Annotated in this window: 23 protein-coding genes and 1 pseudogene; 18 read left to right on the forward strand and 6 right to left on the reverse strand. The window is 62.1% G+C overall.

Going from position 1 to position 24,971, the window contains the following annotated elements:
- Positions 1–105: 105 nt before the first annotated feature.
- Complete coding sequence (locus B0G74_RS25155; RefSeq protein ID WP_132377558.1) at positions 106–1,356, forward strand: MFS transporter; 1,251 nt, start codon at positions 106–108, stop codon at positions 1,354–1,356.
- A 65-nt stretch (positions 1,357–1,421) separates the two neighbouring features.
- Here B0G74_RS25155 and B0G74_RS25160 read toward each other — a convergent pair whose 3' ends face one another.
- A complete protein-coding gene (locus tag B0G74_RS25160) occupies positions 1,422–2,027 on the reverse strand; it encodes a peroxidase-related enzyme (RefSeq protein ID WP_132377559.1) in 606 nt (201 codons plus the stop codon).
- A 180-nt stretch (positions 2,028–2,207) separates the two neighbouring features.
- On the opposite strand from B0G74_RS25160, the gene B0G74_RS25165 reads away from it, so the two are divergent.
- From B0G74_RS25165 to B0G74_RS25180, 4 genes are all read left to right on the forward strand, one after another.
- Positions 2,208–2,624: a cupin domain-containing protein gene (locus B0G74_RS25165; RefSeq protein ID WP_132377560.1), complete on the forward strand. Its 417-nt coding sequence runs from the start codon at positions 2,208–2,210 to the stop codon at positions 2,622–2,624.
- A 335-nt stretch (positions 2,625–2,959) separates the two neighbouring features.
- Positions 2,960–3,979, forward strand: coding sequence for a VTT domain-containing protein (locus B0G74_RS25170; protein WP_132377561.1), 1,020 nt, complete (start codon positions 2,960–2,962; stop codon positions 3,977–3,979).
- Between the two features lie 108 nt (positions 3,980–4,087).
- Positions 4,088–4,621: a MarR family winged helix-turn-helix transcriptional regulator gene (locus B0G74_RS25175; protein ID WP_132377562.1), complete on the forward strand. Its 534-nt coding sequence runs from the start codon at positions 4,088–4,090 to the stop codon at positions 4,619–4,621.
- Positions 4,618–5,814 carry an MFS transporter gene (locus B0G74_RS25180; RefSeq protein WP_132377563.1) on the forward strand — a complete coding sequence of 399 codons (1,197 nt, stop codon included), beginning with the start codon at positions 4,618–4,620 and terminating at the stop codon, positions 5,812–5,814. Before B0G74_RS25175 ends, B0G74_RS25180 begins: the two co-directional genes overlap by 4 nt.
- A 41-nt stretch (positions 5,815–5,855) precedes the next feature.
- Here the strand turns inward: B0G74_RS25180 and speB are convergent, their stop codons facing one another.
- The 3 genes from speB to B0G74_RS25195 all read right to left on the reverse strand — a co-directional run bounded on the left by speB (position 5,856) and on the right by B0G74_RS25195 (position 9,105).
- Positions 5,856–6,824 carry an agmatinase gene (gene speB, locus B0G74_RS25185; protein WP_132377564.1) on the reverse strand — a complete coding sequence of 323 codons (969 nt, stop codon included), beginning with the start codon at positions 6,822–6,824 and terminating at the stop codon, positions 5,856–5,858.
- Between the two features lie 133 nt (positions 6,825–6,957).
- Positions 6,958–8,451: an aldehyde dehydrogenase gene (locus B0G74_RS25190; RefSeq protein ID WP_132377565.1), complete on the reverse strand. Its 1,494-nt coding sequence runs from the start codon at positions 8,449–8,451 to the stop codon at positions 6,958–6,960.
- 102 nt (positions 8,452–8,553) lie between these two features.
- Positions 8,554–9,105, reverse strand: coding sequence for a cupin domain-containing protein (locus B0G74_RS25195; protein WP_132377566.1), 552 nt, complete (start codon positions 9,103–9,105; stop codon positions 8,554–8,556).
- Positions 9,106–9,572: 467 nt separating this feature from the next.
- Here B0G74_RS25195 and B0G74_RS25200 point away from each other — a divergent pair, with 467 nt between their 5' ends.
- The 11 genes from B0G74_RS25200 (at position 9,573) to B0G74_RS25250 (ending at position 22,487) form a co-directional block, all read left to right on the forward strand.
- Positions 9,573–9,773, forward strand: coding sequence for a hypothetical protein (locus B0G74_RS25200; protein ID WP_193372832.1), 201 nt, complete (start codon positions 9,573–9,575; stop codon positions 9,771–9,773).
- Positions 9,774–10,076: 303 nt separating this feature from the next.
- Entirely contained in the window at positions 10,077–10,871 is a 795-nt protein-coding gene (locus B0G74_RS25205) for a gamma-glutamyl-gamma-aminobutyrate hydrolase family protein (protein WP_132377567.1), read from the forward strand.
- A 32-nt stretch (positions 10,872–10,903) separates the two neighbouring features.
- Positions 10,904–12,238, forward strand: coding sequence for a glutamine synthetase family protein (locus tag B0G74_RS25210; RefSeq protein ID WP_106277425.1), 1,335 nt, complete (start codon positions 10,904–10,906; stop codon positions 12,236–12,238).
- Between the two features lie 27 nt (positions 12,239–12,265).
- On the forward strand, positions 12,266–13,714 hold the full coding sequence (locus B0G74_RS25215) for an aspartate aminotransferase family protein (RefSeq protein ID WP_132377568.1): 1,449 nt from the start codon (positions 12,266–12,268) through the stop codon (positions 13,712–13,714).
- 73 nt (positions 13,715–13,787) lie between these two features.
- Positions 13,788–14,909: a polyamine ABC transporter substrate-binding protein gene (locus tag B0G74_RS25220; protein WP_132377569.1), complete on the forward strand. Its 1,122-nt coding sequence runs from the start codon at positions 13,788–13,790 to the stop codon at positions 14,907–14,909.
- A 214-nt stretch (positions 14,910–15,123) separates the two neighbouring features.
- Complete coding sequence (gene potA, locus B0G74_RS25225; protein WP_132377570.1) at positions 15,124–16,287, forward strand: polyamine ABC transporter ATP-binding protein; 1,164 nt, start codon at positions 15,124–15,126, stop codon at positions 16,285–16,287.
- Positions 16,284–17,258 carry an ABC transporter permease subunit gene (locus tag B0G74_RS25230; RefSeq protein ID WP_132377571.1) on the forward strand — a complete coding sequence of 325 codons (975 nt, stop codon included), beginning with the start codon at positions 16,284–16,286 and terminating at the stop codon, positions 17,256–17,258. The genes potA and B0G74_RS25230 overlap by 4 nt, the downstream gene beginning before the upstream one ends.
- Positions 17,255–18,166: an ABC transporter permease subunit gene (locus tag B0G74_RS25235; protein ID WP_132377572.1), complete on the forward strand. Its 912-nt coding sequence runs from the start codon at positions 17,255–17,257 to the stop codon at positions 18,164–18,166. The genes B0G74_RS25230 and B0G74_RS25235 overlap by 4 nt, the downstream gene beginning before the upstream one ends.
- 38 nt (positions 18,167–18,204) lie before the next feature.
- On the forward strand, positions 18,205–19,782 hold the full coding sequence (locus tag B0G74_RS25240) for a DUF3138 family protein (protein ID WP_132377573.1): 1,578 nt from the start codon (positions 18,205–18,207) through the stop codon (positions 19,780–19,782).
- Between the two features lie 72 nt (positions 19,783–19,854).
- Positions 19,855–21,147 carry an FAD-binding oxidoreductase gene (locus B0G74_RS25245; protein ID WP_132377574.1) on the forward strand — a complete coding sequence of 431 codons (1,293 nt, stop codon included), beginning with the start codon at positions 19,855–19,857 and terminating at the stop codon, positions 21,145–21,147.
- The gene (locus B0G74_RS25250; RefSeq protein WP_132377575.1) at positions 21,147–22,487 is read left to right on the forward strand and encodes an FAD-dependent oxidoreductase; all 1,341 of its coding nucleotides are present in this window, start codon (positions 21,147–21,149) and stop codon (positions 22,485–22,487) included. Before B0G74_RS25245 ends, B0G74_RS25250 begins: the two co-directional genes overlap by 1 nt.
- Before the next feature lie 47 nt (positions 22,488–22,534).
- Here the strand turns inward: B0G74_RS25250 and B0G74_RS25255 are convergent, their stop codons facing one another.
- Positions 22,535–22,909 (reverse strand): hypothetical protein, encoded by a 375-nt coding sequence (locus B0G74_RS25255; protein ID WP_132377576.1) that lies wholly within the window; start codon positions 22,907–22,909, stop codon positions 22,535–22,537.
- A gap of 262 nt (positions 22,910–23,171) precedes the next feature.
- Here B0G74_RS25255 and B0G74_RS47680 point away from each other — a divergent pair.
- Positions 23,172–23,297: pseudogene (locus B0G74_RS47680) on the forward strand (DUF979 family protein); the annotation flags it as partial.
- Between the two features lie 10 nt (positions 23,298–23,307).
- Entirely contained in the window at positions 23,308–24,318 is a 1,011-nt protein-coding gene (locus B0G74_RS25265) for a DUF2891 domain-containing protein (protein WP_132377578.1), read from the forward strand.
- A 196-nt stretch (positions 24,319–24,514) separates the two neighbouring features.
- On the opposite strand, the gene B0G74_RS25270 is transcribed toward B0G74_RS25265, so the two are convergent.
- Positions 24,515–24,940, reverse strand: a complete 426-nt coding sequence (locus tag B0G74_RS25270; protein ID WP_132377579.1) for a PRC-barrel domain-containing protein — start codon at positions 24,938–24,940, stop codon at positions 24,515–24,517.
- Between the last annotated feature and the right edge of the window lie 31 nt (positions 24,941–24,971).

The following is a 24,971-nucleotide window of genomic DNA, read 5'->3' on the forward strand; positions in this document are numbered from 1 at the left end:
ACAGGTTCGCTTCGCACAGGTGAGCCACGCTCACCTGTCGTCGAAAACTTATCTTTTGCCGCTTCTGACGCTCGCTGCGACCATGTGTCGAAGGAGATCAGAACCATGTCGACCGCCAACAGCAAACGCTTCGCCCCCGCCTTCAACCAGACGACGCTCGTGATTCTCGCTGGCGCGCTCATTCTGAGCGCCGCAATGGGCATCCGGCAGACGTTTGGTCTGTTCATCGGACCGTTCTCGTTCGATCGCGGCTTGCCGGTCACGCTGATTGCGTTCGCGATCGCGCTGCACAATCTCGTGTGGGGTTTCGCCCAGCCGTTCGCCGGCGCCGCCGCGGATCGCTACGGTTCGGCGCCGGTGGTCGCCTTCGGCGCGACGACATTCGCGGCGGGCCTCGGCCTCGCGGCAGTGGCGCCCAGCGGCGCCATGTTGATCGTCGGCATGGGGCTGCTGGTCGGCATCGGCGTGAGTTGCACGACCTTCGGCGTGGTGCTGCCGGCGGTCGGCCGCATCGCCTCGCCTGAAAAACGCAGCATGGCGATGGGGCTGGTCAGCGCCGGCGGCTCCGCCGGCCAGGTGCTGATGGTTCCACTCGTGCAAGGCATCCGGCTCAGTTCGGGCATTGCCACGTCGCTCTTCGTGCTGGCTTTCCTGATGCTGCTGATCGCCCCGCTCGGCATGGTGCTCGACCGGCGCGCGCGGGTCGGCACGCCCGTTCACGAAGAGCATGTCGCGCCGCTTCGCAAGGTGCTGGGTCAAGCCGCCGGGCATCGAGGCTACCGGCTGCTGACGCTCGGTTTCTTCACCTGCGGTTTCCAGCTTGCCTTTATCGCCACGCATCTGCCCGAGTACCTGTCGCTTTGCCATATGCCGGTCGGACTCGGCGCCACCGCGCTCGCGCTGATCGGGCTGTTCAACATGGCGGGCAGTTGGGCGTGCGGCTGGCTGGGTGGCCGCTTCCGGCAGCATCATGTGCTCGGCTGGCTGTACGTGATTCGCAGCGTCACGATCGGCGCATTCTTTCTACTGCCGAAAAGCCCGGCGTCGGTGGTGATCTTCGCGGCCGTGATGGGTCTGACCTGGCTCGGCACCGTGCCGCTCACGAGCGGGCTCGTCGCGAAAGTGTTCGGCACGCGCCACCTCGGCAGCCTGTTTGGAGTCTGCTTTCTGAGCCATCAGATCGGCTCGTTTCTGGGCGCGTGGCTCGGTGGTCTGGTGTTCGATCTGACCGGGTCGTATTCGCTGCTCTGGGAAGCGACGGTGGTCGCCGGCCTCGTCGCCGCGATGCTGCACTTTCCGATCGACGACACCACCGTGAGCACGCCCACGCTTCGAGCTAACCCGGCGGTGGCGTGAGTGAGCGTGCCGACAGTGGCCACGAACGCCGCCCACCGGCATGAACTCAAATGCAGCGCGTGCGGCTATTTTTTCGGCGTATCCGCCGCGGCTTTCGGCACGCGTCCCATCAGATAGAACTCGTCGTTCGGACGCATGGAAATCACGTTGGCCATGCGGTTCGACAAACCGAAAAACGCCGTGATCGCCGCGATATCCCAGATGTCTTCATCGGCAAATCCGTGCTCGCGCAGCGTTTGAAAATCGGCGTCGCCGACCGTGCCAGACGCGCTGCACACCTTGACCGCGAAGTCGAGCATCGCCTTCTGACGCGGCGTGATATCCGCCTTCCTATGATTGACGGCGACCTGATCCGCGACCAATGGCGCCTTTTCGTAGATGCGCAGAATCGCCCCATGCGCGACCACGCAATACAAACACTGGTTGATCGCGCTGGTGGCGACCACGATCATCTCGCGCTCGCCTTTGCTGAGGCCGCCTTCTTTCAGCATCAACGCGTCGTGATAGGCGAAAAACGCGCGGAATTCGTCCGGGCGGTGCGCCAGCGTCAGAAACACGTTCGGCACAAAACCGGCTTTCTCCTGCACTTCGAGAATGCGCGCGCGAATGTCGTCGGGCCATGCTTCCGGTTTCGGCACGGGGTAGCGGCTGATCGGCTGAGGCTTTGCCATGCGATGTCTCCGTCGTATCTGTTTGGGTATGACGACGATTCTAGCAAGCCGCACAGCCGCAGCACGTCCACGCTCGACAAGGTCCGATATCGACGCCCATATCGTCTAGACTTTCCACTCAAGGGAGCTTGAGCCGCGCCGCGACGACCGGCGCCGGCCGGACTTCAGCAGGAGCTGACCATGTCAGACGTTTTGCACGACGCGCGATCGCCCGTCGTCAAGGTGCGCCCCGACCGGGAAATGGCGACGTCCCAGCGGCTGCCGTACTTTGTCGGCATCTCCGCCGGCACCGCGGGCACCACGGGTTTGTCGATGTATATGGTCGTAGTGCCGCCGGGCGGTCACGCCGAGCCTCACTTTCACGCCGACTACGAAACCGCGATCTACATGCTCGAGGGCAAGATCGAGACCCGCTATGGGCCCGGCTTGCGCGAGTCCGTCATCACCGAACCGGGCGATTTCCTGTTCATTCCGCCCGGCGTGCCGCATCAGCCGTTCAATCTGGACGCGACCACCGCGGCGCGCGCGATCGTGGCGCGCAACCATGCGGACGAGCACGAACGCGTCGTGCCGTATGATCCGGCCTCTGACGCATGATTCAGCCTCAGACGCGTGATCCAGCAAATGAAGGCAGCGGGGCTGGTACCGGCTAACGGCTGGTACACCGGCCTCGCCGCCGACCGCGACCACGCGCATTTTCCGCCCCGCCATCCCGCGTCAAGCGCCCCGGCATCCGGCCTGCCCCGCAGCGCCGTTTTGCCACCTGTGCTTAAATCCGCTTCTCATATCATTTCTTGTACTATGGCGACCGCCTGCCGACGCGGCATGGCGCTCGCCGTCGTGCGGGAACGGAACATGCGCGGACTGTTCGCCATGCGTCACCCGGGCGCGGACGTTTCAAATTCCAACATTCCATTCTCAGGAGCGCGGTTGTGTGGCATTTTCCGGTTGCTATTCCACCCTCACTGGGCGTGTGGGCCGTGTTCATGAGCGTGCTCATCACGCAACTCGGCGTGCCGATTCCGGCCGCGCCGATGCTGATCCTCGGTGGAACCATGGCCGCCATGGGGCAAACCTCGTATACGAGCGTCGTGTGCGCCGCGGTTGCCGCCACGCTGATTGCCGACTCGCTATGGTTCTTCACCGGACGAATCTATGGCCGCCGCCTGCTGAACTACCTGGTGCGCTTCTCCCTCTCGCTCGACACCACGGTGCGTCTCGCACGCAATACCTATGAACGCCACGGCGCGCCGATTCTCGCCGTCGCGAAGTTCCTGCCCGGACTCGGCCTGATCTCCGCGCCGCTGCTCGGCACGACAGCGATCAGTGTCAGCGTGTTTCTGCTGTGGGACTTTATCGGCGCGGCATTGTGGTCCAGCGTGTGGGTCATCGGCGGCGCCGCTTTGCACGACCAGATCGTGCAACTGATGCTGCTCGTGCGCCACAACGGCGGCACGATTTTCGATGCGTTCGCGGCCATCTTCGTGGCCGTGCTGCTGTATCGCTGGGTGCGCCGCTGGCAGTTTCGCCGCTGGCTCGCGCATACGCGTATTTCGCCGGACCAGCTCGACGAGATGATGAAGTCGAACGAGCCGCCGCTGATCTTCGACGCGCGTCCACGCAGCGTGCGCGAAAGGGAATCGCACCGGATTGCCGGCGCGCGGCGGCTGGATCTCGATTCGCCCGAGCCGATCGATCCCGAGTTGCTGAAGCGGCCAATCGTCGTCTACTGCGTGTGCCCGAACGAAGCGACGGCAAAGCGTATCGTCGACCAGTTGCATCGCAAGAATATCCACCACATCCGCGCGCTCAAGGGCGGCCTCGACGCGTGGCAGAAACGCGGTTATCCGGTCGAACCGTTGCCGCCCGACTTCCACACAGCGAAGGCTCACATGATCGAGGACGAGGGCGAAGAAGGCGAATACACGGTGCGCGCGCGGCTGGCGAAGTAACGACACCGCGCCTCGAAGGCCACGCAACGCTCATCAAAAACCGCTTGCGCTTCACACCCAATGTGTGCAACATGCATATATGCACGTTGCACACATTGAGGCATCCCCATGACGCAGCGCACAGAAAATCTGCTCGGCGTGCTCGCTCTGCTGGTCACGGACGAAATGAACGCGCAACCCACCGTTGACGCGCTCGCCGGCCCCACCGCCCGCGCCATGCTCAACGCGGTCGGCCAATATCCCGAATCATCGATTGAAGTGCTGCGCGAGGCGGTCGATCTGTCGCATCCGGCCGCCGTGCGCGCCGTGGCGGGACTGGTCGAAGCGGGCCTCGTCGAGAAAAAATCAGGCGCGGACAAACGCGCTGTCGCGCTTGCGTTGACCTCAGCCGGCAAGCGTGAGGCCAAACGCCTGCAAACGGCGCGCGACAGGATGCTGCAACGCATTGTCGGCCGGCTCGAAGACAGCGAGCGCGAAGTGCTCGAAAGCCTGCTGATCAAGATCTTGTGGAACGAGACCCGCGACCCCGCGCACGCGATGCAACTGTGCCGCCTGTGTGACGACGGTCCGTGCCTGAAAGCCGGCTGTCCGGTCGAATGCGGCGAACAGGGGCTGCCCATGCCTGCGCGGAGCGGCACATGAAATCCGCCGCGCCGGTGCGTTGGCCGGCAATCGCGGCATTGACCGCGGTGTCGGCACTCTCGCAAGTCGGCCAGTTCGGCATCGGCTTCATGGTGCTGCCGGTGTGGCTCGCCCATCGCGGCCTGGATGCGCCACGCGCCGGCCTCTTCTCCGCTTCGCAATGGACCGGCATGCTGGCCGGCTTGCTGATCGCGCCGTGGCTGATGGCGCGCATCGGCGCGAAACGTACCGTGTCGCTGGGTCTGCTGGCCACGCTCGTGGCGTTCGCCACGATGAGCGCGCTGTCGTGGCCGCTGTGGCTCGTGCCCGGTCTGTTGACGGGGCTCGGCATCGGTTTGCGCTGGATTGCCAACGAAACCTGGCTGTACGGTCTGGTCCCCGCAAAATCGAGCGGACGTGTGGTGGGCGTGCACGAAGCACTGATCGCCACGGCGGGCGTCATCGGACCGGCGCTCGCAGTGTGGTGCGATGTCGATGGACGCATCACGTTCGCGGCCGGTGCGGCCTTCACGTTCGCCGCCGCGCTGCCGCTCTGGCTAACCGCATCGGACGAGAAACGGCCTGCTTTGCAAGAAGCACGGCCTGCGCGAAGAGAAAGCACTCAACGGCGCATGCCCATCGGCCCGCTGGTGAGCCTCGGCATGGTCGTCATCGCAGCGGGCGGAATCGGCGACGGCGCGCTTTACGGCCTCTTCCCGCTGTTCGCCGACGCGCACGGCCTCAGCGCCACGCAAACCGCCACCCTGCTGACGCTGTTCGGCGTCGGCGGCATGGCGCTGCAATTTCCGGTCGGCTGGCTGGCCGATCGCGCAGGGCTCGCGGCCACGGTGATCGTGTGCGCCGCGCTCAGCACACTGGCGATCTGCGGCTTCGCGCTGGCCGTGCCCGCATCGTGGCTCGCGGCCGCGAGCGCGCTCTTGCTCGGCGGCATGAACAGCTCGTTCATCACACTCGGCATGTACGCGGCGGCTTGCAGCGACAAGGCCGCGCTCACACGGAACATGCGGCTGTTGTCGCTTACCTTCACCGCGAGTTCGATCGTGGGGCCGCTCGCCGCGGGCTTCGCGATGAACGCGCACGGCAGCGATATGCTGATGTGGCAACTCGCGCTGATGAGCGGCGCGCTGGTGGTCTACACGCTCGGCTTGCGCGAAGGCCGGCGCCAGCCCGAACGTTCTTCGCCGATGGGCTGAGCTGGTTTTTTTGCATCGATTGGCAGGAAGGTTGGACGCGTCTAAGCCTCGCGTCCAGCAACCTTGCGTTGGCGCCACAGACACAGCAGATCGCACGCAATATGCGCGGCGGCAATCGCCGTGATTTCGCTCTGGTCGTATGCCGGCGCGACTTCGACGACGTCCGCGCCCACCAGATTCAACGCGCCGAGCGCGCGCACGATCGCCAATCCCTGCGCCGACGACAAACCGCCCGCGACCGGCGTACCCGTGCCCGGTGCGAACGCCGGATCGAGACAGTCGATATCGAAAGTCAAATATGCGGGACGTGCCCCCACAATCGACACGATGCGCTCCACTGCCGCTCGTGTGCCATGCTCATGGACCCAGGCGGCATCGAGAATATTGATGCCCATGAAATCGTCATTCCATGTGCGAATGCCGATCTGCACCGAAGTCTTCGGATCGATCAGGCCATCCTTCACCGCCTTGTAGAACATCGAACCGTGGTTCAGGCTGTCGGGACTGTCGTCGGCCCAGGTGTCGCAATGGGCGTCGAAATGAATCAGCGAGAGCGGCTTGCCGTACTTCTCCGCGTGCGCGATCAACAGCGGATAGGTGATGTAGTGATCGCCGCCGAGCGTCAGCATCTTCGCGTCCGAGCGCAGGATCGTACGCGCATGCTCGACGATGGATTCCTTGATCGTGAGCGGATTGTGCGCGTCGAACCAGCAATCGCCATAGTCGGTCACGGCGAGGTCGTCGAACGGATTGAAACCCCACGGATATGGATGCAACTCCGACAACTGCACGCTGGCCGCGCGCACCGCCGCGGGCCCGAGACGCGCGCCCGGGCGAAACGTAGTGGCCAGATCGAGCGGCACGCCGGAGACCACGACGTCGACGCCGTCGAGTTCACGCGTGTACTTGCGGCGCATGAACGACAGCACGCCCGCATAAGTGTTTTCGATCGACGAGCCATAAAGCGACGCACGGCGGATCGCGCCGTCGCCGTAGACGAGTTCAGTCATGGATGACCTGATACCTATAGACAGTCCGGCGCGGCGCGCGAAGCTTCGAAGGCACGCGCAACGCCGGCTTCGGATTCATTGGGAACGCGACGGCGCGCATCACACGCGGCGCCGCGCTGGCTTCGCGAATCCTTTAGCGCAGCCGCACCAGCGTGGACTTCAGCTCGGTGTATTTCTCCAAAGCATGCAGCGACTTGTCCCGGCCGTTGCCCGATTGCTTATAGCCGCCGAACGGGAAGTTCATGTCGCCGCCTTCGTCGTAGCAATTGACCCACACGGTACCGGCGCGGAGTTGGCGTGACACTTCGTGCGCCGTGGTCAGGTTCGAAGTCCAGACCGCGGCGGCCAGACCATACTCGCTGTCGTTAGCGATCCTGATCGCCTCTTCGACCGTGTCGAACGTGATCACCGACAACACCGGTCCGAAGATTTCCTCTCGCGCGACCTTCGCGCCGGAAGCCGGAATTTCGAAGATGGTCGGCTCGATATAGAAGCCGCCCGTTTCCTCTTTCACGCGCGCACCGCCGAGCAACAGTTTGGCTTCGGCGCGGCCTGCCTCGATATAGCCGAGCACACGTTCGAGCTGAACCTTGTCGACGATCGCGCCCATCGACGTTTTCGGGTCGAGCGGATTGCCCGGCGTATAGCTGCGCGCCGCGGCGACCAGCTTGTCGAGGAACGCGTCCTTGATGTCGCGATGCACGAGCAGGCGCGAACCCGCGGTACACATTTCACCCATGTTGTAGAAGATCGCACCCGCCGCCGCATTCGCCGCGCGATCCATATCCGGGCAATCCGGCATCACGATGTTCGGCGACTTGCCGCCGAGTTCGAGCCACACGCGTTTCAGGTTCGATTGTCCCGCGTACTGCATGATCAGCTTGCCGACGTTGGTCGAGCCGGTAAAGGCGAGACAGTCCACGTCCTGATGCAGCGCCAACAGCTTGCCCGGCTCGCCCGCGCCCGGCACGACGTTGAACACGCCGGCGGGAATGCCTGCGTCCAGTGCGAGTTGCGCGAGTCGGATCGCGGTGAGCGGCGACTTCTCCGACGGCTTGAGCACCACGCTATTGCCCGCCGCCAGCGCCGGGCCAAATTTCCACGACGCCATCAGAATCGGGAAGTTCCACGGCACGACCGCAGCCACCACGCCGATCGGCTCGCGCGTGACGAGTCCGACCAGATGATGATCGGCCGGCGCGACTTCGCCGCCAACCTTGTCGATCGCTTCAGCGAACCATTCGACGCAATACGCCGCGCCCGGCACGTCCACGCTGGTGGTATCGGCGATCGGCTTGCCGGCGTCGAGCGTTTCGAGCAGCGCGAGTTCGTCCATGTGCTCGCGAATCGACGCGGCCCAGCGCAGCAGCACGGCCTTGCGTTGACGCGGGTTGAGGCCCGCCCACACGCCAGAGTCGAACGCGCGGCGCGCAGCGGCCACGGCGGCGTCGACCTCGGCCGCGCCGCTGTCGGCGACCTTGGCGAGCAGTTTGCCGTCGATCGGGCTCAGGCAGTCGAACGTGCGGCCGCCTTCGGCATCACGGTATTCGCCGTCGATAAACGCGCGGCCTTCGATCGAGAGCGTAGCGGCCTTGTCTTGCCAGAAAGCGAGAGATTTCTTGTCCATCAGGATGCCTCAATGTTATGCGCTCGACGCGAACCTGCATCGACTTCATGCGGCACCGAACTACGGCACTGAGTCGAGTCGAGGCGCGTTGGCGCGGAGTCTTCAGAAGGTGGGCGGCGAATTGGCCGACACGATCTCGCAGAGATGCTCCGCGCTGGGATTGCGAAAACGGTGCGGAAGACGGCTTTCGAAATAGTAGCTGTCACCGGGGTCGAGCAGCCACGTGGTGCCGTCCACTGTCAGTTCGATCTGACCGCTGACCACCACACCGCCCTCGTGCCCTTCGTGCTCCAGCATTTCCGGCCCCGTGTCCGACAACGGCTGATAGACCTCGCGCAGAATGCCCATATTGCGGTCTTTTACGCTCGAACCCGCGAGATAGAACTCGATCGACTCATTGCCGAGGTTCGGCATGTCGGCACGGCGCGACACCACCGAACGCTCCGCTTCCACTTCGAAGGTGAAGAATTCGGCGAGACTCATGGGTATGCATTCGAGCAGTTTCTTCAACGAGCCGACCGAGGGGCTCACGCGATTCTGTTCGATCAGCGAGATCGTGCCATTTGTCACTCCCGCCCGTTTCGCCAGTTCACGCTGGGACAAGCCGTTCTTCTTGCGGATGTATTGCAGACGGGTCGCTACTTCTATGGACATCGCTAGGTTCTCTGACATTGAAGACGATCGGGGCGCTAAGTGACCAGATGAATGGACCACATGACTTGGGCAACGACAGGTGCCCGCGAGTGTTGAATATTCTAATCACTTTGATTGTTGCGCCGCTGGGGAAAACCCTGAAAGGTTTCCGAAATATGAATGACGCAACGAACGTTCCCAATGGGCGGGATTCTAGCCGCGCCCTCGGGAAAGCCCTGATAAATGTTTTATCAAAAAGGGTTTGACGGCTTTATTGGCTCGTATATGCTGGTTCCCAGGCGATCGTCATGCCGATGTCACGGGGCACCCAAGTGTGCTTCGCGGCGCAGCGAATTCAATTCGCTTAGGTTCAAGGCGATCAACCCAGCGTCCTGTTTCTTTAAACGCCTCGTGCGGATTTCGAGCAGGCCGTTCAATACTTTCAACGTCGCCAGTCGAGTGTAATCGTGAGAGTCCGAGGCCCTTTGGTGAGATGGAATCGTAGTCAGGCGAGTTGTCCTCGCGCTGACGGCGCCATCGCCGACGGCAGCAGCGGCAGCCTTGCGTTCCGCCGCTTCCTGTCCGTCTTCACGATCCTGTCCCGCCGTTCAGTTCGACGCCACAACTCTATCTCCGCGCGCGCCTTCATTGCCGTGCGCACGGACGAAGTCGCCTCGCTGCTGCCGTAGCGCCTCCCCCTTTTCGCCGTTCGATTCATCCGTTTGCGTGAGCGCGCTCTTTCGAGCCGTGCGTTCCTGCATGTGCGGTGCCGTCTGCCGCCTGCGCGTTTCACGCTCTTCGGAAAAGTTGCGCACCGCAGCGGATCGAATCGAACAGCCCATCTGACTATCACGCGCGGCGCGTCTCAGTTGACGACGACCGCCTGCACTACCCGGTGGCCTTGCGCACGGCGCACGGCTGCTGAATCGTGCCGCGCTGTGTTTAACGTTGTTCATGCCGCGTCCCGCGGGGAACACACACTTCTATTCGTTATGCGAAACAAAGCCCTGGTCGGCATCAGTGCCGACAGAACGATGATGGGAGTCCACCCGTCGCACGTGGTCGGCGAGAAATACATCGCCGCGATCGTGGACGGTTCACAGGCGCTGGCCATGTTGCTGCCTGCGCTCGGCGAGCGTCAGCCCGCCGAAGACGTGCTGGCGACGGTCGACGGCCTGTTCTTTACAGGCAGCTATTCGAACGTCGAGCCGCACCGCTATGGCGGCCATCCCAGCACGCCGGGCACGCTGCACGACGCCGCACGCGATGCGACGACGCTGCCGCTGATGCGCGCGGCGATCGCCGCGGGCGTGCCGGTGCTGGCCGTCTGCCGGGGCTTCCAGGAAATGAACGTGGTTTTCGGTGGGACGTTGCATCAAAGCGTTCACGCGGTGGACGGTCTGAACGACCATCGCGAGAACAAGGAAGACGATTTCGACGTGCAATACGCACCGTCGCATTCGATCACGCTGACGCAGGGCGGCTTGTTGCAGCGCCTCGCGGGCGGCACGAATGAAGCGGGTGTGAATTCCTTGCACGGCCAGGGCGTCGAGCGGTTGGGCGTGGGCCTCACGGCCGAAGCCACCGCGCCGGACGGCTTGATCGAAGCGGTGAGCGTGAAAGATGCGCGCGCGTTCGCGCTGGGTGTGCAGTGGCACCCGGAGTGGAAGCATGCCAACGACGCACTATCTACCGCGATCTTTCGGGCGTTCGGCGACGCCTGCCGCGATCGAATGCGCACCAAGGCCGGCTATGGCGCGGCATCCGCCGCTGCCACGCATGCCTGAGCCGGTCGCGCACCAAAACTGAGAGAATAAACATGCATGACATCGACGATTTTCTGAAGAAGAACCGTGTCACCGAAATCGAAGCGATCATTCCGGATATGGCCGGGATCGCGCGCGGCAAGATCATTCCGCGCAGCAAATTCGAATCCGGCGAGTCCATGCGCTTGCCGCAGGCGGTGATGATCCAGACCGTCACAGGAGACTATCCGGAAGACGGCACGCTCACCGGCGTGACTGATCCGGACATGGTGTGCGTGCCCGACGCCAGCACCATCCGCATGATTCCGTGGGCCGTCGATCCGACCGCTCAGGTGATTCACGATTGCGTTCACTTCGACGGCACGCCCGTCGCGATCTCGCCGCGCCGCGTACTGCGCCGCGTGCTCGAACTCTATAAAGCCAAAGGCTGGAAGCCGGTCATCGCACCCGAGCTCGAGTTCTATCTGGTCGATATGAACAAGGACCCGGACCTGCCGCTGCAACCGCCTATCGGCCGTACCGGTCGCCCGGAAACCGGCCGGCAGGCGTACTCGATCGAAGCCGTCAACGAATTCGATCCGCTCTTCGAAGACATCTACGAGTACTGCGAGGTGCAGGAACTGGAAGTCGACACGCTGATTCACGAAGTCGGCGCCGCGCAGATGGAAATCAACTTCATGCACGGCGATCCGCTCAAGCTGGCCGACAGCGTGTTCCTCTTCAAGCGCACGGTGCGGGAAGCCGCGCTGCGCCACAAGATGTACGCGACCTTTATGGCCAAGCCGATGGAAGGTGAACCGGGCTCGGCCATGCACATGCATCAAAGCCTCGTCGACGAAGAAACTGGCCACAACCTCTTCACCGGCCCGGATGGCAAACCGACGTCGCTGTTCACGGGTTATATCGCTGGCTTGCAGAAGTACACACCTGCGCTAATGCCGATCTTCGCGCCGTATATCAACTCGTATCGTCGTCTGTCGCGCTTCATGGCCGCGCCGATCAACGTGGCATGGGGTTACGACAACCGCACGGTAGGTTTCCGGATTCCGCATTCGGGGCCGGCTGCGCGCCGCATCGAAAACCGTATTCCGGGCGTGGACTGCAACCCATATCTGGCGATTGCCGCGACACTCGCCGCCGGCTATCTCGGCATGACGCAGAAGCTCGAAGCCACCGAACCGCTGCTCAGCGACGGTTACGAATTGCCCTACCAGTTGCCGCGCAATCTCGAAGAGGGTTTGACGCTGATGGGCGCGTGCGAGCCGATCGCCGAAGTGCTGGGCGAAAAGTTCGTCAAAGCCTACCTCGCTCTGAAGGAAACCGAATACGAAGCGTTCTTCCGCGTGATCAGTTCGTGGGAACGCCGGCATTTGCTGCTGCACGTGTAAGGCAAACGCAAAAAAATTGGAGGCAGTATGAGCTACAGAACAGAAGAAGTCGCTTACGTGCAACCGGCCCAGCCGGCCGCGAGCGCACAGGCAGCACAAGCCGCGCAACAACAACGCAGCACCGCCGAATACCGCGCGCTCGACGCCGCGCACCACATCCATCCGTTCTCGGATATGGGCTCGCTCAATCGCAGCGGCAGCCGCGTGATCGTCAAGGCGCAAGGCGTGTATCTGTGGGATTCGGAAGGCAACAAGGTGATCGACGGCATGGCCGGCCTGTGGTGCGTGAACGTCGGTTATGGCCGCAAGGAACTGGCCGACGCCGCGTACAAGCAGATGCAGGAACTGCCCTACTACAACACCTTCTTCAAGACGACGCACCCGCCTGTAATCGAGCTGTCGGCGTTGCTCGCGGAGTTGGCGCCCGAACCGTTCAATCACTTCTTCTACTGCAACAGCGGTTCGGAAGGCAACGATACGGTACTGCGCATCGTCCATCAATACTGGGCGACTCAAAACAAGCACTCGAAGAAGTTCGTGATCTCGCGCAAAAACGGCTATCACGGTTCGACGATCGCCGGCGGCACGCTCGGCGGCATGGGCTACATGCATGAACAGATGCCCTCGAAAGTCGAGAACATCGTCCACATCGACCAGCCCTATTTCTTCGGCGAAGCAGAAGGCAACCTGACGCCGGAAGAGTTCGCGCTGGCCCGTGCGCAGCAACTGGAAGCGAAGATTCTCGAAATCGGCGCGGACAACGTCGCCGCGTTCATCGGTGAGCCTTTCCAGGGAGCGGGCGGCGTGATCTTTCCGGCTTCGACGTATTGGCCGGAAATCCAGCGCATCTGCCGCAAGTACGACATTCTGCTGGTCGCCGACGAAGTGATCGGCGGTTTCGGCCGCACCGGCGAATGGTTCGCACATCAGCACTTCGGTTTCGAGCCGGATCTGATCACGCTGGCGAAAGGCCTGACGAGCGGCTATGTGCCGATGGGCGCGGTCGGCCTGCATGACCGCGTCGCCAAGGCGATTATCGAAAACGGCGACTTCAATCACGGTCTCACGTATTCGGGTCACCCGGTCGCGGCCGCCGTCGCGCTCGCCAACCTCAAGCTGCTGCGCGACGAGAAGATCGTCGAACGCGTCAAGAACGACACCGGCCCGTACTTCCAGAAGCAACTGCGCGAGACCTTCGCCAATCACCCGATCATCGGCGAAATCTCCGGTGCCGGGCTGGTGGCCGGTTTGCAACTCGCAGAGGATCCAAAGGCGCGCAAGCGCTTCGCCAATGGCGGCGACGTCGGCACGATCTGCCGCGACTTCTGCTTCAACGGCAACCTCATCATGCGCGCCACTGGCGACCGCATGCTGCTGTCACCGCCGCTCGTGATCAACAAGCTGGAAATCGACGAAATCGTCTCGAAGGCCAAAAAAGCCATCGATGCGACAGCACAACAACTCGGCATTTCGTAACGGCAGTCCGTTCCGGCATGAGCACACCCACAAATCACGCCCATGCCGGTTCTTCACATCAAGGGAAAAAACCATGAGCGTTAGTCATCTTCGTCATGCGGTCGCGGGGGCCGCGCTTCTCGCCTTCACGGGTTTTGCGGCGCTGTCGGTTACGCCGGCCCTTGCGGCCGACACGGAACTGAATGTGTATAACTGGTCGGACTACATCGCGAAGGATACGATTCCGAACTTCGAAAAGCAGGACGGCATCAAGGTCAAATACGACAACTACGATAGCGACGACACCTTGCAGGCCAAGCTGCTCGCCGGCAGCTCGGGCTACGACATCGTGGTGCCAACCTCGAACTACATGGCCAAGCAGATTCAGGCCGGCGTGTACCAGAAACTCGACAAATCGAAGTTGCCGAACCTCGCGAATCTCGACCCCGTGCTGATGAAGATGATTGCCGACGCGGACCCGGGCAACCAGTACGGCGTGCCCTGGGCATACGGTACGGACGGCATCGGTTACAACGTGCAGGCCGTGCAGAAAGCGCTCGGCGCCAATGCACCGGTGGATAGCTGGGCACTGGTTTTCGATCCGGCCAATCTCTCCAAGCTGAAAGGCTGCGGCGTTTCGATCCTCGATCAGGCCGTCGACGTGTTCGCCGCCACGCTGCAATACATGCACAAAGATCCGAACAGCACGAACCCCGCCGACTATCAGGCCGCGTTCGAAGTGCTGAAAAAGATCCGCCCGTATATCACCCAATTCAATTCGTCCGGCTACATCAACGACCTCGCCAATAACGACGTGTGCGTCGCGCTGGGTTGGTCGGGCGACGTCGGCATTGCCAGCCGCCGCACCGAAGAAGCCAAGCGCTCGTACCAGATCAAGTTCTCGAACGTGAAAGAAGGCGGCCTGCTGTGGTTCGACGTGATGGTGATCCCGAAAGACGCGCCGCATCCTGAAGCCGCGTTGAAGTGGATCAACTACATCTCGGACCCGAAGGTCAACGCCGCGATCACCAACGAAGTGTTCTACCCGACCGCGAACAAGGCCGCGCGCCAGTTCGTGACGCCGGCTGTCGCACAGGACAAGACCGTTTATCCGGGCGATGAAGTGTTGAGCAAGATGACGCTCATGAAGCCGATGCCGACCGACATTCTGCGCCTTGAAAACCGTCTTTGGGCGCAGCTTAAAACCGGCCATTAATCCAGTCATTCAAATCGATTATTGATCCCGCGCTCAGGGATCGCTCGATCCCTGAGCGCATGAATAGCAGTAACGGTAGTCAGCCTGCGCGCTTTTTTTAAAGTCCCATCCGCGCGCAGTCCCATGTTTTCCGATCGCAGCGTACGTTGCGAGACGCTTCCCGCGCCTCGTATGGAGACACTTGCGCCCGCGATCCGCAAGGAACGGTTACATCATGAACTCGACGACCTCAAAAAGCGCAGCCGGCGCCACCCAGATGGCCCGCCCCGCAGTGACGACAAAATCGAAATCGGACGAATTCGTTCGCATTGAAAATGTCGTGAAGAAATTCGGCGACAGCACCGCTGTCGACAACGTCAACCTGAGCATCGCCAAGAACGAGTTGTTCGCGCTGCTCGGCAGTTCCGGCTGCGGCAAGTCCACGCTCCTGCGCATGCTCGCGGGACTCGAGACGGTGACCTCCGGGCGCATTTTCGTCGACGGCGAAGATCTCGCTGCGATGCCGCCGTACAAGCGGCCGGTCAACATGATGTTCCAGTCGTACGCCCTCTTCCCGCACATGAGCGTGGAGGCGAACATCGCCTTCGGCCTGAAGCAGGAAGGCACGCCGAAGAACGAGATCAAGGAACGCGTCGCCGATGCGCTCAATCTCGTGCAGATGAGCAAATACGCGCAGCGTAAGCCGCATCAACTGTCAGGCGGCCAGCAGCAGCGTGTGGCGCTCGCGCGTTCGCTCGTCAAGCGCCCCAAGCTGCTGCTGCTCGACGAGCCGATGTCGGCACTCGATAAAAAGATCCGCCAGAAGACCCAGCTCGAGCTCGTGAACATCATCGAGAAGGTCGACGTGACCTGCGTAATGGTCACGCACGATCAGGAGGAAGCCATGACGATGGCCGGGCGCCTAGCCGTGATGAGCGAAGGCCGCATCGTGCAGATCGGCTCGCCGAGCCAGGTCTATGAGTTTCCGAAAAGCCGCTTCTCCGCCGAATTCATCGGCTCGACCAACCTGTTCGAAGGCACGGTGGTCGCGGACGAACCGGATCACATTTTCGTTGAAAGCGAAGACCTCGAATCGCATATCTACGTGAGCCACGGCATTACCGGGCCGCTCGGTATGCCGGTGGGCATCTCGGTGCGTCCGGAGCGCATCAAGGTATCGCTCGACAAACCGTCGACGCCGCACAACTGGGCGCGCGGCGTGGTTTCCGATGTCGCGTACATGGGCAGCTATTCGCTGTATCACGTGCGCCTGCCAAGCGGCAAGACCGTCGTGTCGAATCTCTCCAGCTCGCACCTGATGGCCGAAGGTGCGCCCTCCTATAACGACGACGTGTTCGTCTACTGGTCGCCGGCTAGCGGCGTGGTGCTGACGCAATGAGCAATCCCACTACCTCCTCCCCCGCGGCGCTCGGTGCGCCGTCCGGCAGCCACCTGTTGGGCTCGCTGAAAAAAAGGCTGTCGATGCTGGTGCCGTCGGGCCGCACGACCGTGATCGGCGTGCCGTTCCTCTGGCTCACCGTGTTCTTCGCGTTGCCGTTCGTGCTGGTGCTGAAGATCAGTTTCGCCGATCTGCGTCTCGGCATTCCGCCGTACACGGATCTCGTGACGATCAAGGACGGCATGGTGCATTTCGCCATGCAACTCAGCCACTACGCGTTCCTGCTGCAGGACGACCTGTACGTCGCCACGTATCTCAGCTCGCTGAAGATGGCCGCGGTCTCGACCTTCTTCTGTCTGCTGATCGGCTATCCGATTGCGTACTACATCGCGCGCTCGGAGCCGACCAAACGCAACCTGTTGATGATGGGTGTGATGCTGCCGTTCTGGACGTCCTTCCTGATTCGCGTCTACGCGTGGATCGGCATCCTGAAGGACGACGGCCTGCTCAATCACACGCTGATGGCGATCGGCATGATTCATTCGCCGCTGCGCCTCTACCACACGGATATTGGCGTCTATATCGGCATGGTCTATTCGTACCTGCCCTTCATGGTGATGCCGCTGTATGCGCACCTCGTGAAGATGGACCTGACGCTGCTCGAAGCCGCTTACGACCTCGGTTGCAAACCGTGGACCGCGTTCACGCGCATCACGTTGCCGCTCTCCAAGAACGGCATTATCGCCGGCAGTCTGCTGGTGTTCATTCCGGCGGTCGGCGAATACGTGATTCCGGAACTGCTCGGCGGCGCCGACACGCTGATGATCGGCCGCGTGATGTGGGATGAATTCTTCAACGATATGGACTGGCCGATGGCATCCGCCGTCACCGTCGCGATGGTGCTACTGCTGCTCGTGCCGATGGCCGTGTTCCAGTACTACCAGGTCAAGGAACTGGAGGGCGCGAAATGATCAAGCCTAATAAGACGCTTTCCAATAGCGTGCTGACGTTCGGATTTCTGTTTCTCTACATTCCGATCATCAGCCTGGTGGTGTATTCGTTCAACGAGTCGAAGCTCGTCACGGTGTGGTCCGGCTTCTCGCTCAAATGGTACGGCGCGCTGTTGCAAGACGGCGAATTGCTCAACGCCGCATGGCTTTCGCTGAAGATCGGCCTGTTGACCGCGTGCGCCTCGGTTGTGATCGGTACGTGGGCCGGTTTCGTGCTGGCGCGCTTCGGACGCTTTCGCGGCTTCACGCTGTTCGCCGGCATGATCAACGCGCCGCTCGTGATTCCTGAAGTGATTCAGGGCATCTCGCTGCTGCTGCTGTTCGTCGCGCTCGAACAGATGCTCGGCTGGCCGAAGGGGCGCGGGCTCTTCACGATCTGGATCGGCCACGTGATGCTGTGCGTGTCGTATGTGGCGATCATCGTGCAATCGCGGGTGAAGGAGCTCAACAAGTCGCTCGAAGAAGCCGCGCTCGATCTCGGCGCCACGCCCTTCAAGGTGTTCCTCCTGATCACCCTGCCGCTGATCTCGCAGGCGCTGATGTCGGGGTGGCTGCTGTCGTTCACGCTGTCTTTCGACGACCTCGTGCTCTCCGCGTTCCTCTCCGGTCCCGGCTCGACCACGCTGCCGCTCGTGGTGTTCTCGCGTGTGCGTCTCGGCCTGAATCCGGAAATGAATGCGCTCGCCACGATCTTCATCACCACGGTGACGATCGGCGTGATTGCCGTGAACCGCTGGATGCAGTTGCGCGAACGCAAGCGCAACCGCGACATGCAAATGGCTTTCGCACTCGCCGAAGCCGCCGCCCCCTTGCCCGCGGCACCACAACAAGCCGCCGTACGAAAGTCGCTCGATACGGCACGCGCATAAGAAGTCCTTTCGCAATACGACCAATAAGGAGAATTTGAATGAGAAGAAAGCTTATCTGTCTGTTGGTGGCGGGGAGTCTGCCTGGCATAGCCATGGCGGACGCCACCAGCGACCAGATCAAGGCGCTCCAGGCGCAACTGAATGCACTGCAAAAGGAGGTAAAACAGTTGCGCGCCGAAGTCGCCACCAAGCCGAAGGCAGCCACCGCGGCGACGGCGGCGACTGCGGCCCCCGCCCCGGCGGTGGTGGCCGCGCCGGTGGATGTCTCGTCGCCTGATTACGGCAAGGCTCAGGCGACGCTGACCAACGACGACGTGACGGCGATGAAGCAACAGATCGCCAATCAGCAGTTGAAGGTCGATTCGCTCGAAGACGCGGCGCAGACCGGACCGATCGCCGGTTTGTCGGTGACGGGCTATATCGATCCGACCTACCTCTATAACCGTGCGCAGAGCAGCTCGTCGTTCCTGTTCGCGAACCACGAAAGCAGCTACAACTACTTCAACAGCACGTTCGGCGATCTGTACCTCGACATCAAGAAGACCTTCGGTGTCGGCCCGATGGCGCCGTCGGCCGAGATCACCTTGATGCCGAACCGCGGCAACGGCATTACGCTGCTGCAGAACTCGCACGGCGATATCGGCAACAACATTCTGAATACGGCCGTGGTCAACGTGCCGTTGACGGCGACCACGACACTCGTGGCCGGTTTGATCCCGAGCTTCGGCGGCTATGAAGTGCAGCAGTCGAATCAGATGCTCACGCTCACGCACAACCTGCTGTATGACTTCTCGGATCCGGGCAGCTATGTCGGGATCGGCGCGAACTACACCGTCGGCAACTGGGCGTGGAAGTTCTTCCTCGGCAACGAACAGTACCGCACGTTCGGCGCAGTCACGCAGACGGGCACCAACGCACTGGGCGATCCGATCACGACCAGCAACAAGATCCCGACCTTCACCGCACGTACCGACTACACGTGGTCGAGCGCACTGGATATCGGCGGTTCGTTCAACATCGGCCGTCAGACCTTGCCTAGCTCGATCGACGCGAACGGCGCGGTCAGCTACGGCGTAGGCGGCCAGTCGCCGAGCTCGGGCGGCACGTTCTTCTTCACCGAAGCCGACCTGACCTACACGCTCGCCGATGTGCAGTACAACGCCGAACTCGACTACGGTCAACAGCAGAACGCCGCGTACAACGGCGGCCAGGCACAGTGGTATGGCCTGTCGCTGCTCGCGCACCGCAAGTTCAATCTGCCGGTGGTGGGCCGTATGGGCGCGACCGTGCGTTATGACCTGCTGGTCGACAGCAAGAACGGCGGCGGCGGCGGTGGCATCGCGTTGAACGGCAACGGCATGGACACGGCGAACGGCTTCGGTATCGGCGCGGACTGTCTCGCCAATTCGCAGGCGAACGGTGGCCTCGGCTTCGAATGCAAGGGCGCGACCCGCCAGGACGTTTCGCTCGACCTGCTGTTCTATCCGACCCAGCAGATCACGGTCAAGGTGGAATACCGCCACGACTGGGCCAACAAGCAGGTGTTCCTGAAGAACGACGGTTCGTATGGCAAGTCCAACGACCTGCTCGCGACCCAGTTCATCTACTCGTTCTAATCCGACTTGCCGGCGCGTGGCCTTGCTGTCGAAAAAGGCCACGCGCACAGGCTCTTTCCGCATGCTCTGCCTATGCTCCGATTCTCGAACCAGCCTCACGTCGCCTCGTACTACGCCGCCACCGCCAACGACACCACCCGCCATCCCGCGCTCGACGAAACGATTACCGTCGACGTTTGCGTGATCGGCGCGGGACTGACCGGCATTTCCGCGGCGCTCAATCTTGCCGAACGCGGCCATTCGGTCGCGGTGCTCGAAGCATCGAAAGTCGGATGGGCGGCGAGCGGCCGCAACGGCGGCCAGTTGATCGGCGGCTTTGCGTGCGACATCGACACGTTCGCGAAGTACATGCCCGCGGACGACGTGAAGCGTGTTTGGGACATGGGGATCGAAACCCTCGACATCGTCAAGGAACGCGTCGCCAGGCATCAGATCGACTGCGATCTGACCATCGGCTATCTGACCGCGGCGAATAAACCGCGCGATACCGACGCGCTGCAAAAATGGCGTGACGAAGCGCAACAGCGCTTCGGCTACGACCGCTTCCGTTACGTCGACGCCGACGGCGTGGGCAACTATGTGCAATCACAGCGCTACCTGGGCGGCCTGTTCGACGCGGACAGTGGCCACCTGCATCCGTTGAATTACACGCTAGGTCTGGCGCGCGCCGCGCGCGAGGCCGGCGTGCGGATTTTCGAAGACAGTTGCGTCACGGCTTTGCGTGAAGAAAACGGCCGGCATGTCGCCGAAACCGCGCGCGGCCAGGTGCGGGCGCGCTTCGTCGTGCTCGCCTGCAACACGTACCTCGGACAGCTCGCACCGGACGTGGCGAACAAGATCATGCCGGTCGGCACCTACGTGATCGCCACCGAACCGCTCGATCCCGATCGCGCCGAAGCGCTGATGCCCGCCAAAGCCGCCGTGTGCGACAGCCGCTTCGTACTCGACTACTTCCGCCCCGCGCCCGATAACCGCTTGCTGTGGGGCGGCAAGGTGAGTTATTCGAAACTCGCGCCGCGCAATCTCGGCGAAGCGATGCGCCGCGACATGCTGAAAACTTTCCCGCAACTCGACGATGTGAAAATCGACTATGCGTGGGGCGGTTTCGTCGATATCACCATGAACCGCGCGCCGCATTTCGGCCGGCTCTCGCCGACCGTGTACTTCGCGCAAGGCTTCTCGGGGCACGGCGTGAATACCACCGGTCTCGCGGGTAAACTGATCGCCGAGGCGATCGACGGCCAGGCGTCGCGCTTCGATCTGTTCGGCAAGATTCGTCACCGCGACTTCCCCGGCGGCGCTACACTGCGCACCCCTGCCCTCGTACTCGCGATGGCCTGGTATCGAATGAAGGACCTGCTTTGATGAACGCTCCGACTCCCGGCCTCAACACACTTAACACGCTTAACACGCTCGACCGCCGTGCCGATGCGCTGATCGCCAACTCCTACTACGAAGCGAGCGTCGCCCGTCCGCTCGCCGACGACCCCACGCTCGACGGCACGCTGGAAGCCGACGTGTGCGTGATCGGCGCGGGCTTCTCCGGTTTGTCGGTGGCGCTGGAGTGCCGGGCGCGCGGTTTGTCGGTGGTCGTGCTCGATGCGCATCGTCCCGGCTGGGGCGCGTCGGGCCGCAACGGCGGGCAGACGCTGGTGGGTTTCGCGAAAGACGAGATCATGGAACGCCAACTCGGTCTCGACGGCGCGCGCGCCACGTGGGCGATGTCGGTGGAAGGCGTGGCGCTGGTGCGCGAGCGCATCGAGCGTTACGGCATCGACTGCGATTTCACGTCCGGCTATCTGACGGTCGCCACCAAACCGAAACGCGTGCCCGATTTGCGTTCGTGGATGGAAGCGGCTTCGCAACGCTGGGGTTATACGAAACTCTCGTGGCTCGATACCGACGAGGTCCGTTCACGCGTCGCTTCGAAGCGCTACCTGGCCGGGGTCTACGATCCGTTTTCCGGCCATCTGCATCCGCTCAAATACTGTCTCGGTCTCGCGGAGGCGGCACGCCGCGAGGGCGCGCAACTGTTCGCGCATTCGCCGGTGATCGAGGTCGTGCGTGGTACTCGGCCTGTCGTGCGGACCACTCGCGGTGAAGTGCGCTGCCGTTTCGTCGCGGCGTGCGGCAACGCCACGATCGGCGACGTGCTGCCCGCGCCGGTGGCCGCGCGCATCGCGCCGATCGCGTCGTATATCGTTGCAACGGAACCGCTCGGCAAACAGCGCGCGGATGCGCTCATCAAAGGGCGCGAGGCGATTTGCGACAACAACTTCTTTCTCGACTATTTCCGTTTGTCGGCCGACCATCGCGTGCTGTTCGGCGGGCGGGCGAGTTCTACCGGCGCTTCACCCGTGCAGCTTGGCAAGGAGATTCGGCAGCGCATGATCGGTGTGTTCCCGCAACTCGGCGATGTGAGAATCGACTATGCATGGGGTGGCTTTGTCGACGTGACGCGTAATCGCGCGCCCGATTTCGGGTCGATCGATCCAAATTACTTCTATGTGCAGGGGTTCTCGGGGCATGGCGTCGCGTTGACCGGTATTGCCGGGCGCGTGGTTGCCAAAGCGATGGCGGGTGAGACGGCGGCCTTCGATCTGTTCGCGCAGTTGCGGCACGCGCGCTTTCCGGGCGGCCCGGCGTTGCGGGGGCCGGCGCTAGAACTCGGGATGATGTATCACCGGATTCTGGAGCTGTTTTAGGCGTCGTCGCATGGTGGGGGCGGTCCGCCGCCCGAAGTAAACGGCTGCTACGCAACCGTGTCGATGTTAGTCCCCGTGTGGTCGAAGCGGAACGGTGCAGAACCGTTTTGCGCCGACGAGTCGGACGCGGACGCATTGAGCACCGCCTGACTATTCGCCGCTTGAGTTGCGTCTCCGGCCGCAGCACCGGATTCCACAGCACCCGACTGTTTGGAGGTGGCTTCAGCTGCGGCAACTGTTCGAAGCATCTCCGCATGGGCCGTAGCCGCCGACGCCGAGGAAGCGCCCGTATTCGTGATCTGCGTGATGTCCCGCTGCAAGGCAGTAATCTGGCTGGTGAGCATCATGACGCGCGCATGATTCTCCGGCGACTGCCCCGCCGTTTTCCACGCCTCTTGCAGTTGTTTGCTGAGCGCTTCCATCTGCTTCTTCAGGCTTTCGACGTCGGGCGTGCTATCAGCGCTGTCCTTTTTCGGGTCCCACGGGTAAGGAACGGCGGTATCGGTGGTCGCTGAAGTAGAGCTGACTCGCATGGAAACCTCGTTTATAACCTCGAACGCGCATCAAGGCCCGCTCAGAATATGCGGCGGGTATTATTGGGTAGAAAGCCGGCCGTCAGATTACCAGAAAACCGCTGTTTTCAAGTATTTACCCTCCGATCTCGCCGGAATCACGCGCTCTGCTATCGTGCCGTTTGCGCTGCTGAAGCTGAAAGATCCGAACGGCATAATCAAGTCACAAAAGCCAACCGCTTTACTATTGTTGATCCTCAACAGCATACTGTTACATCTATGTGTATTCCGCTTTTGAGGAGGCGCCGATGACCATTCAACTCACTCGCCAATTCGCATCAAAATTCGCCAACCTCGCGCTCGCCCATCTCACGCGCGAATACCCGAACAAGCTGACGCATTCGCTCGCCGGACCGCAAGACGTGCAGGGTCCGCGTGCGCTGCATCCGATTTTTTACGGCAGCTACGACTGGCATTCGTGCGTGCACGGCTACTGGTTGATTCTGCATCTACTCGAGCGCTTTCCCGATTTGCCTGAAGCGGCCCGCATCGTCGCGGTGGTCGACGAGCATTTCACCGCGGCGAACGTGGCCGGAGAACTTGCGTATCTCGATCTGCCGCACAACCGCGGTTTCGAGCGTCCGTATGGCTGGGCCTGGCTGCTCGCGCTGAGCGCGCAACTCAATTCGCTGAAGCTCTCGGAAGCAGCGCGCTGGTCGAAGACCTTTGCGCCGCTCACCAAGGCGTTTGTCGAACGTTTCGAGGAATTCCTGCCGAAAGCGACCTACCCGCTGCGCGTGGGCACGCACTTCAACATGGCCTTCGCGTTGGCGCTGACGCTGGATTTTGCACGGCAAACGTCGCGTGATTCGCTGGAAGCGCTGGTCGTGAATACCGCGGAACGCTGGTTTGTGAACGACGTCGCGTGTCAGGCATGGGAACCTGCCGGTGACGAATTCCTCTCGCCTTCACTCATGGAAGCCGAGTTGATGCGCCGCATCTTGCCGCCCGCGCAATTCGTCGACTGGTTCGGCCGCTTTCTGCCGGATCTCGGCGTGAAAAAGCCCGCCACGCTGTTCGAACCCGTTACCGTGACGGATCGTACCGACGGCAAGATCGCTCACCTCGACGGCCTCAATCTCAGCCGCGCATGGTGCCAGCGTTCGCTGGCGCGCGCACTGCCCGCAGGCGATATCCGCCGGACGGTATTGTTCGATGCAGCCGAGCGGCATCTGCAAACCGCGCTGCCGCACGTGGCCGGCGACTATATGGGTGAGCACTGGCTGGGCACATTCGCCACGCTTGCATTGGAAGCCTGAATAAAGGCCTGATTCAGGGCTTAGAATCGAACTCAACTCAGCGGCATGGTCCGCTGAATATACGAAAGCGGCGCCGCACACGCGAAACGGTTTCTCCCACCAACCGATTCGCGCGGCGAGCGCCGCTTTTCCATGATTGCGTCGATCAAGAGCCGCTTCCTGCGGCTCAGCCGGCGACCGCGCCGGCTTCCAGGCTTTACTGCCCCGTCAGCTTTTTAGGCTTCGGCGGCGCCTGGACCTTGTTGTACTGGAACTCGGGCGTCGCCTTCAGTGCGTCCTTGGTGGCGCCGGCCAGATAGAAATTCCCCTCGCGGATGTCCAGCGCGGCGATGGGCACCGCCACGTCGTGCGACGCCACGCCCAGGAAACCGCCAGCTGAGACGATGGCTGCGGACAGCGAGCCGTCCGGTGCGATCACCAGATCGCGGACCGTGCCGATTTTCGCGTTCTGGTCGTTGTATACCGATTTGCCGAGAATGCTCTTCTTCACACTCCAGCCGCTCAGCAGTGCATTCGACTGCTCGACCGTGACGCTCAGCGGTTGCGTGCCGGCGACTTGCGCCTGTGCACCGAGGCTGGTTGCAGCTACTGCGACGACAACAACAAATTTGCCCAATGTCATATCGTTCACTCCACTCTTAGTAGACTTGACC

Origin of the sequence: Paraburkholderia sp. BL9I2N2 (assembly GCF_004339745.1) — a bacterium.
Lineage (GTDB): Bacteria > Pseudomonadota > Gammaproteobacteria > Burkholderiales > Burkholderiaceae > Paraburkholderia.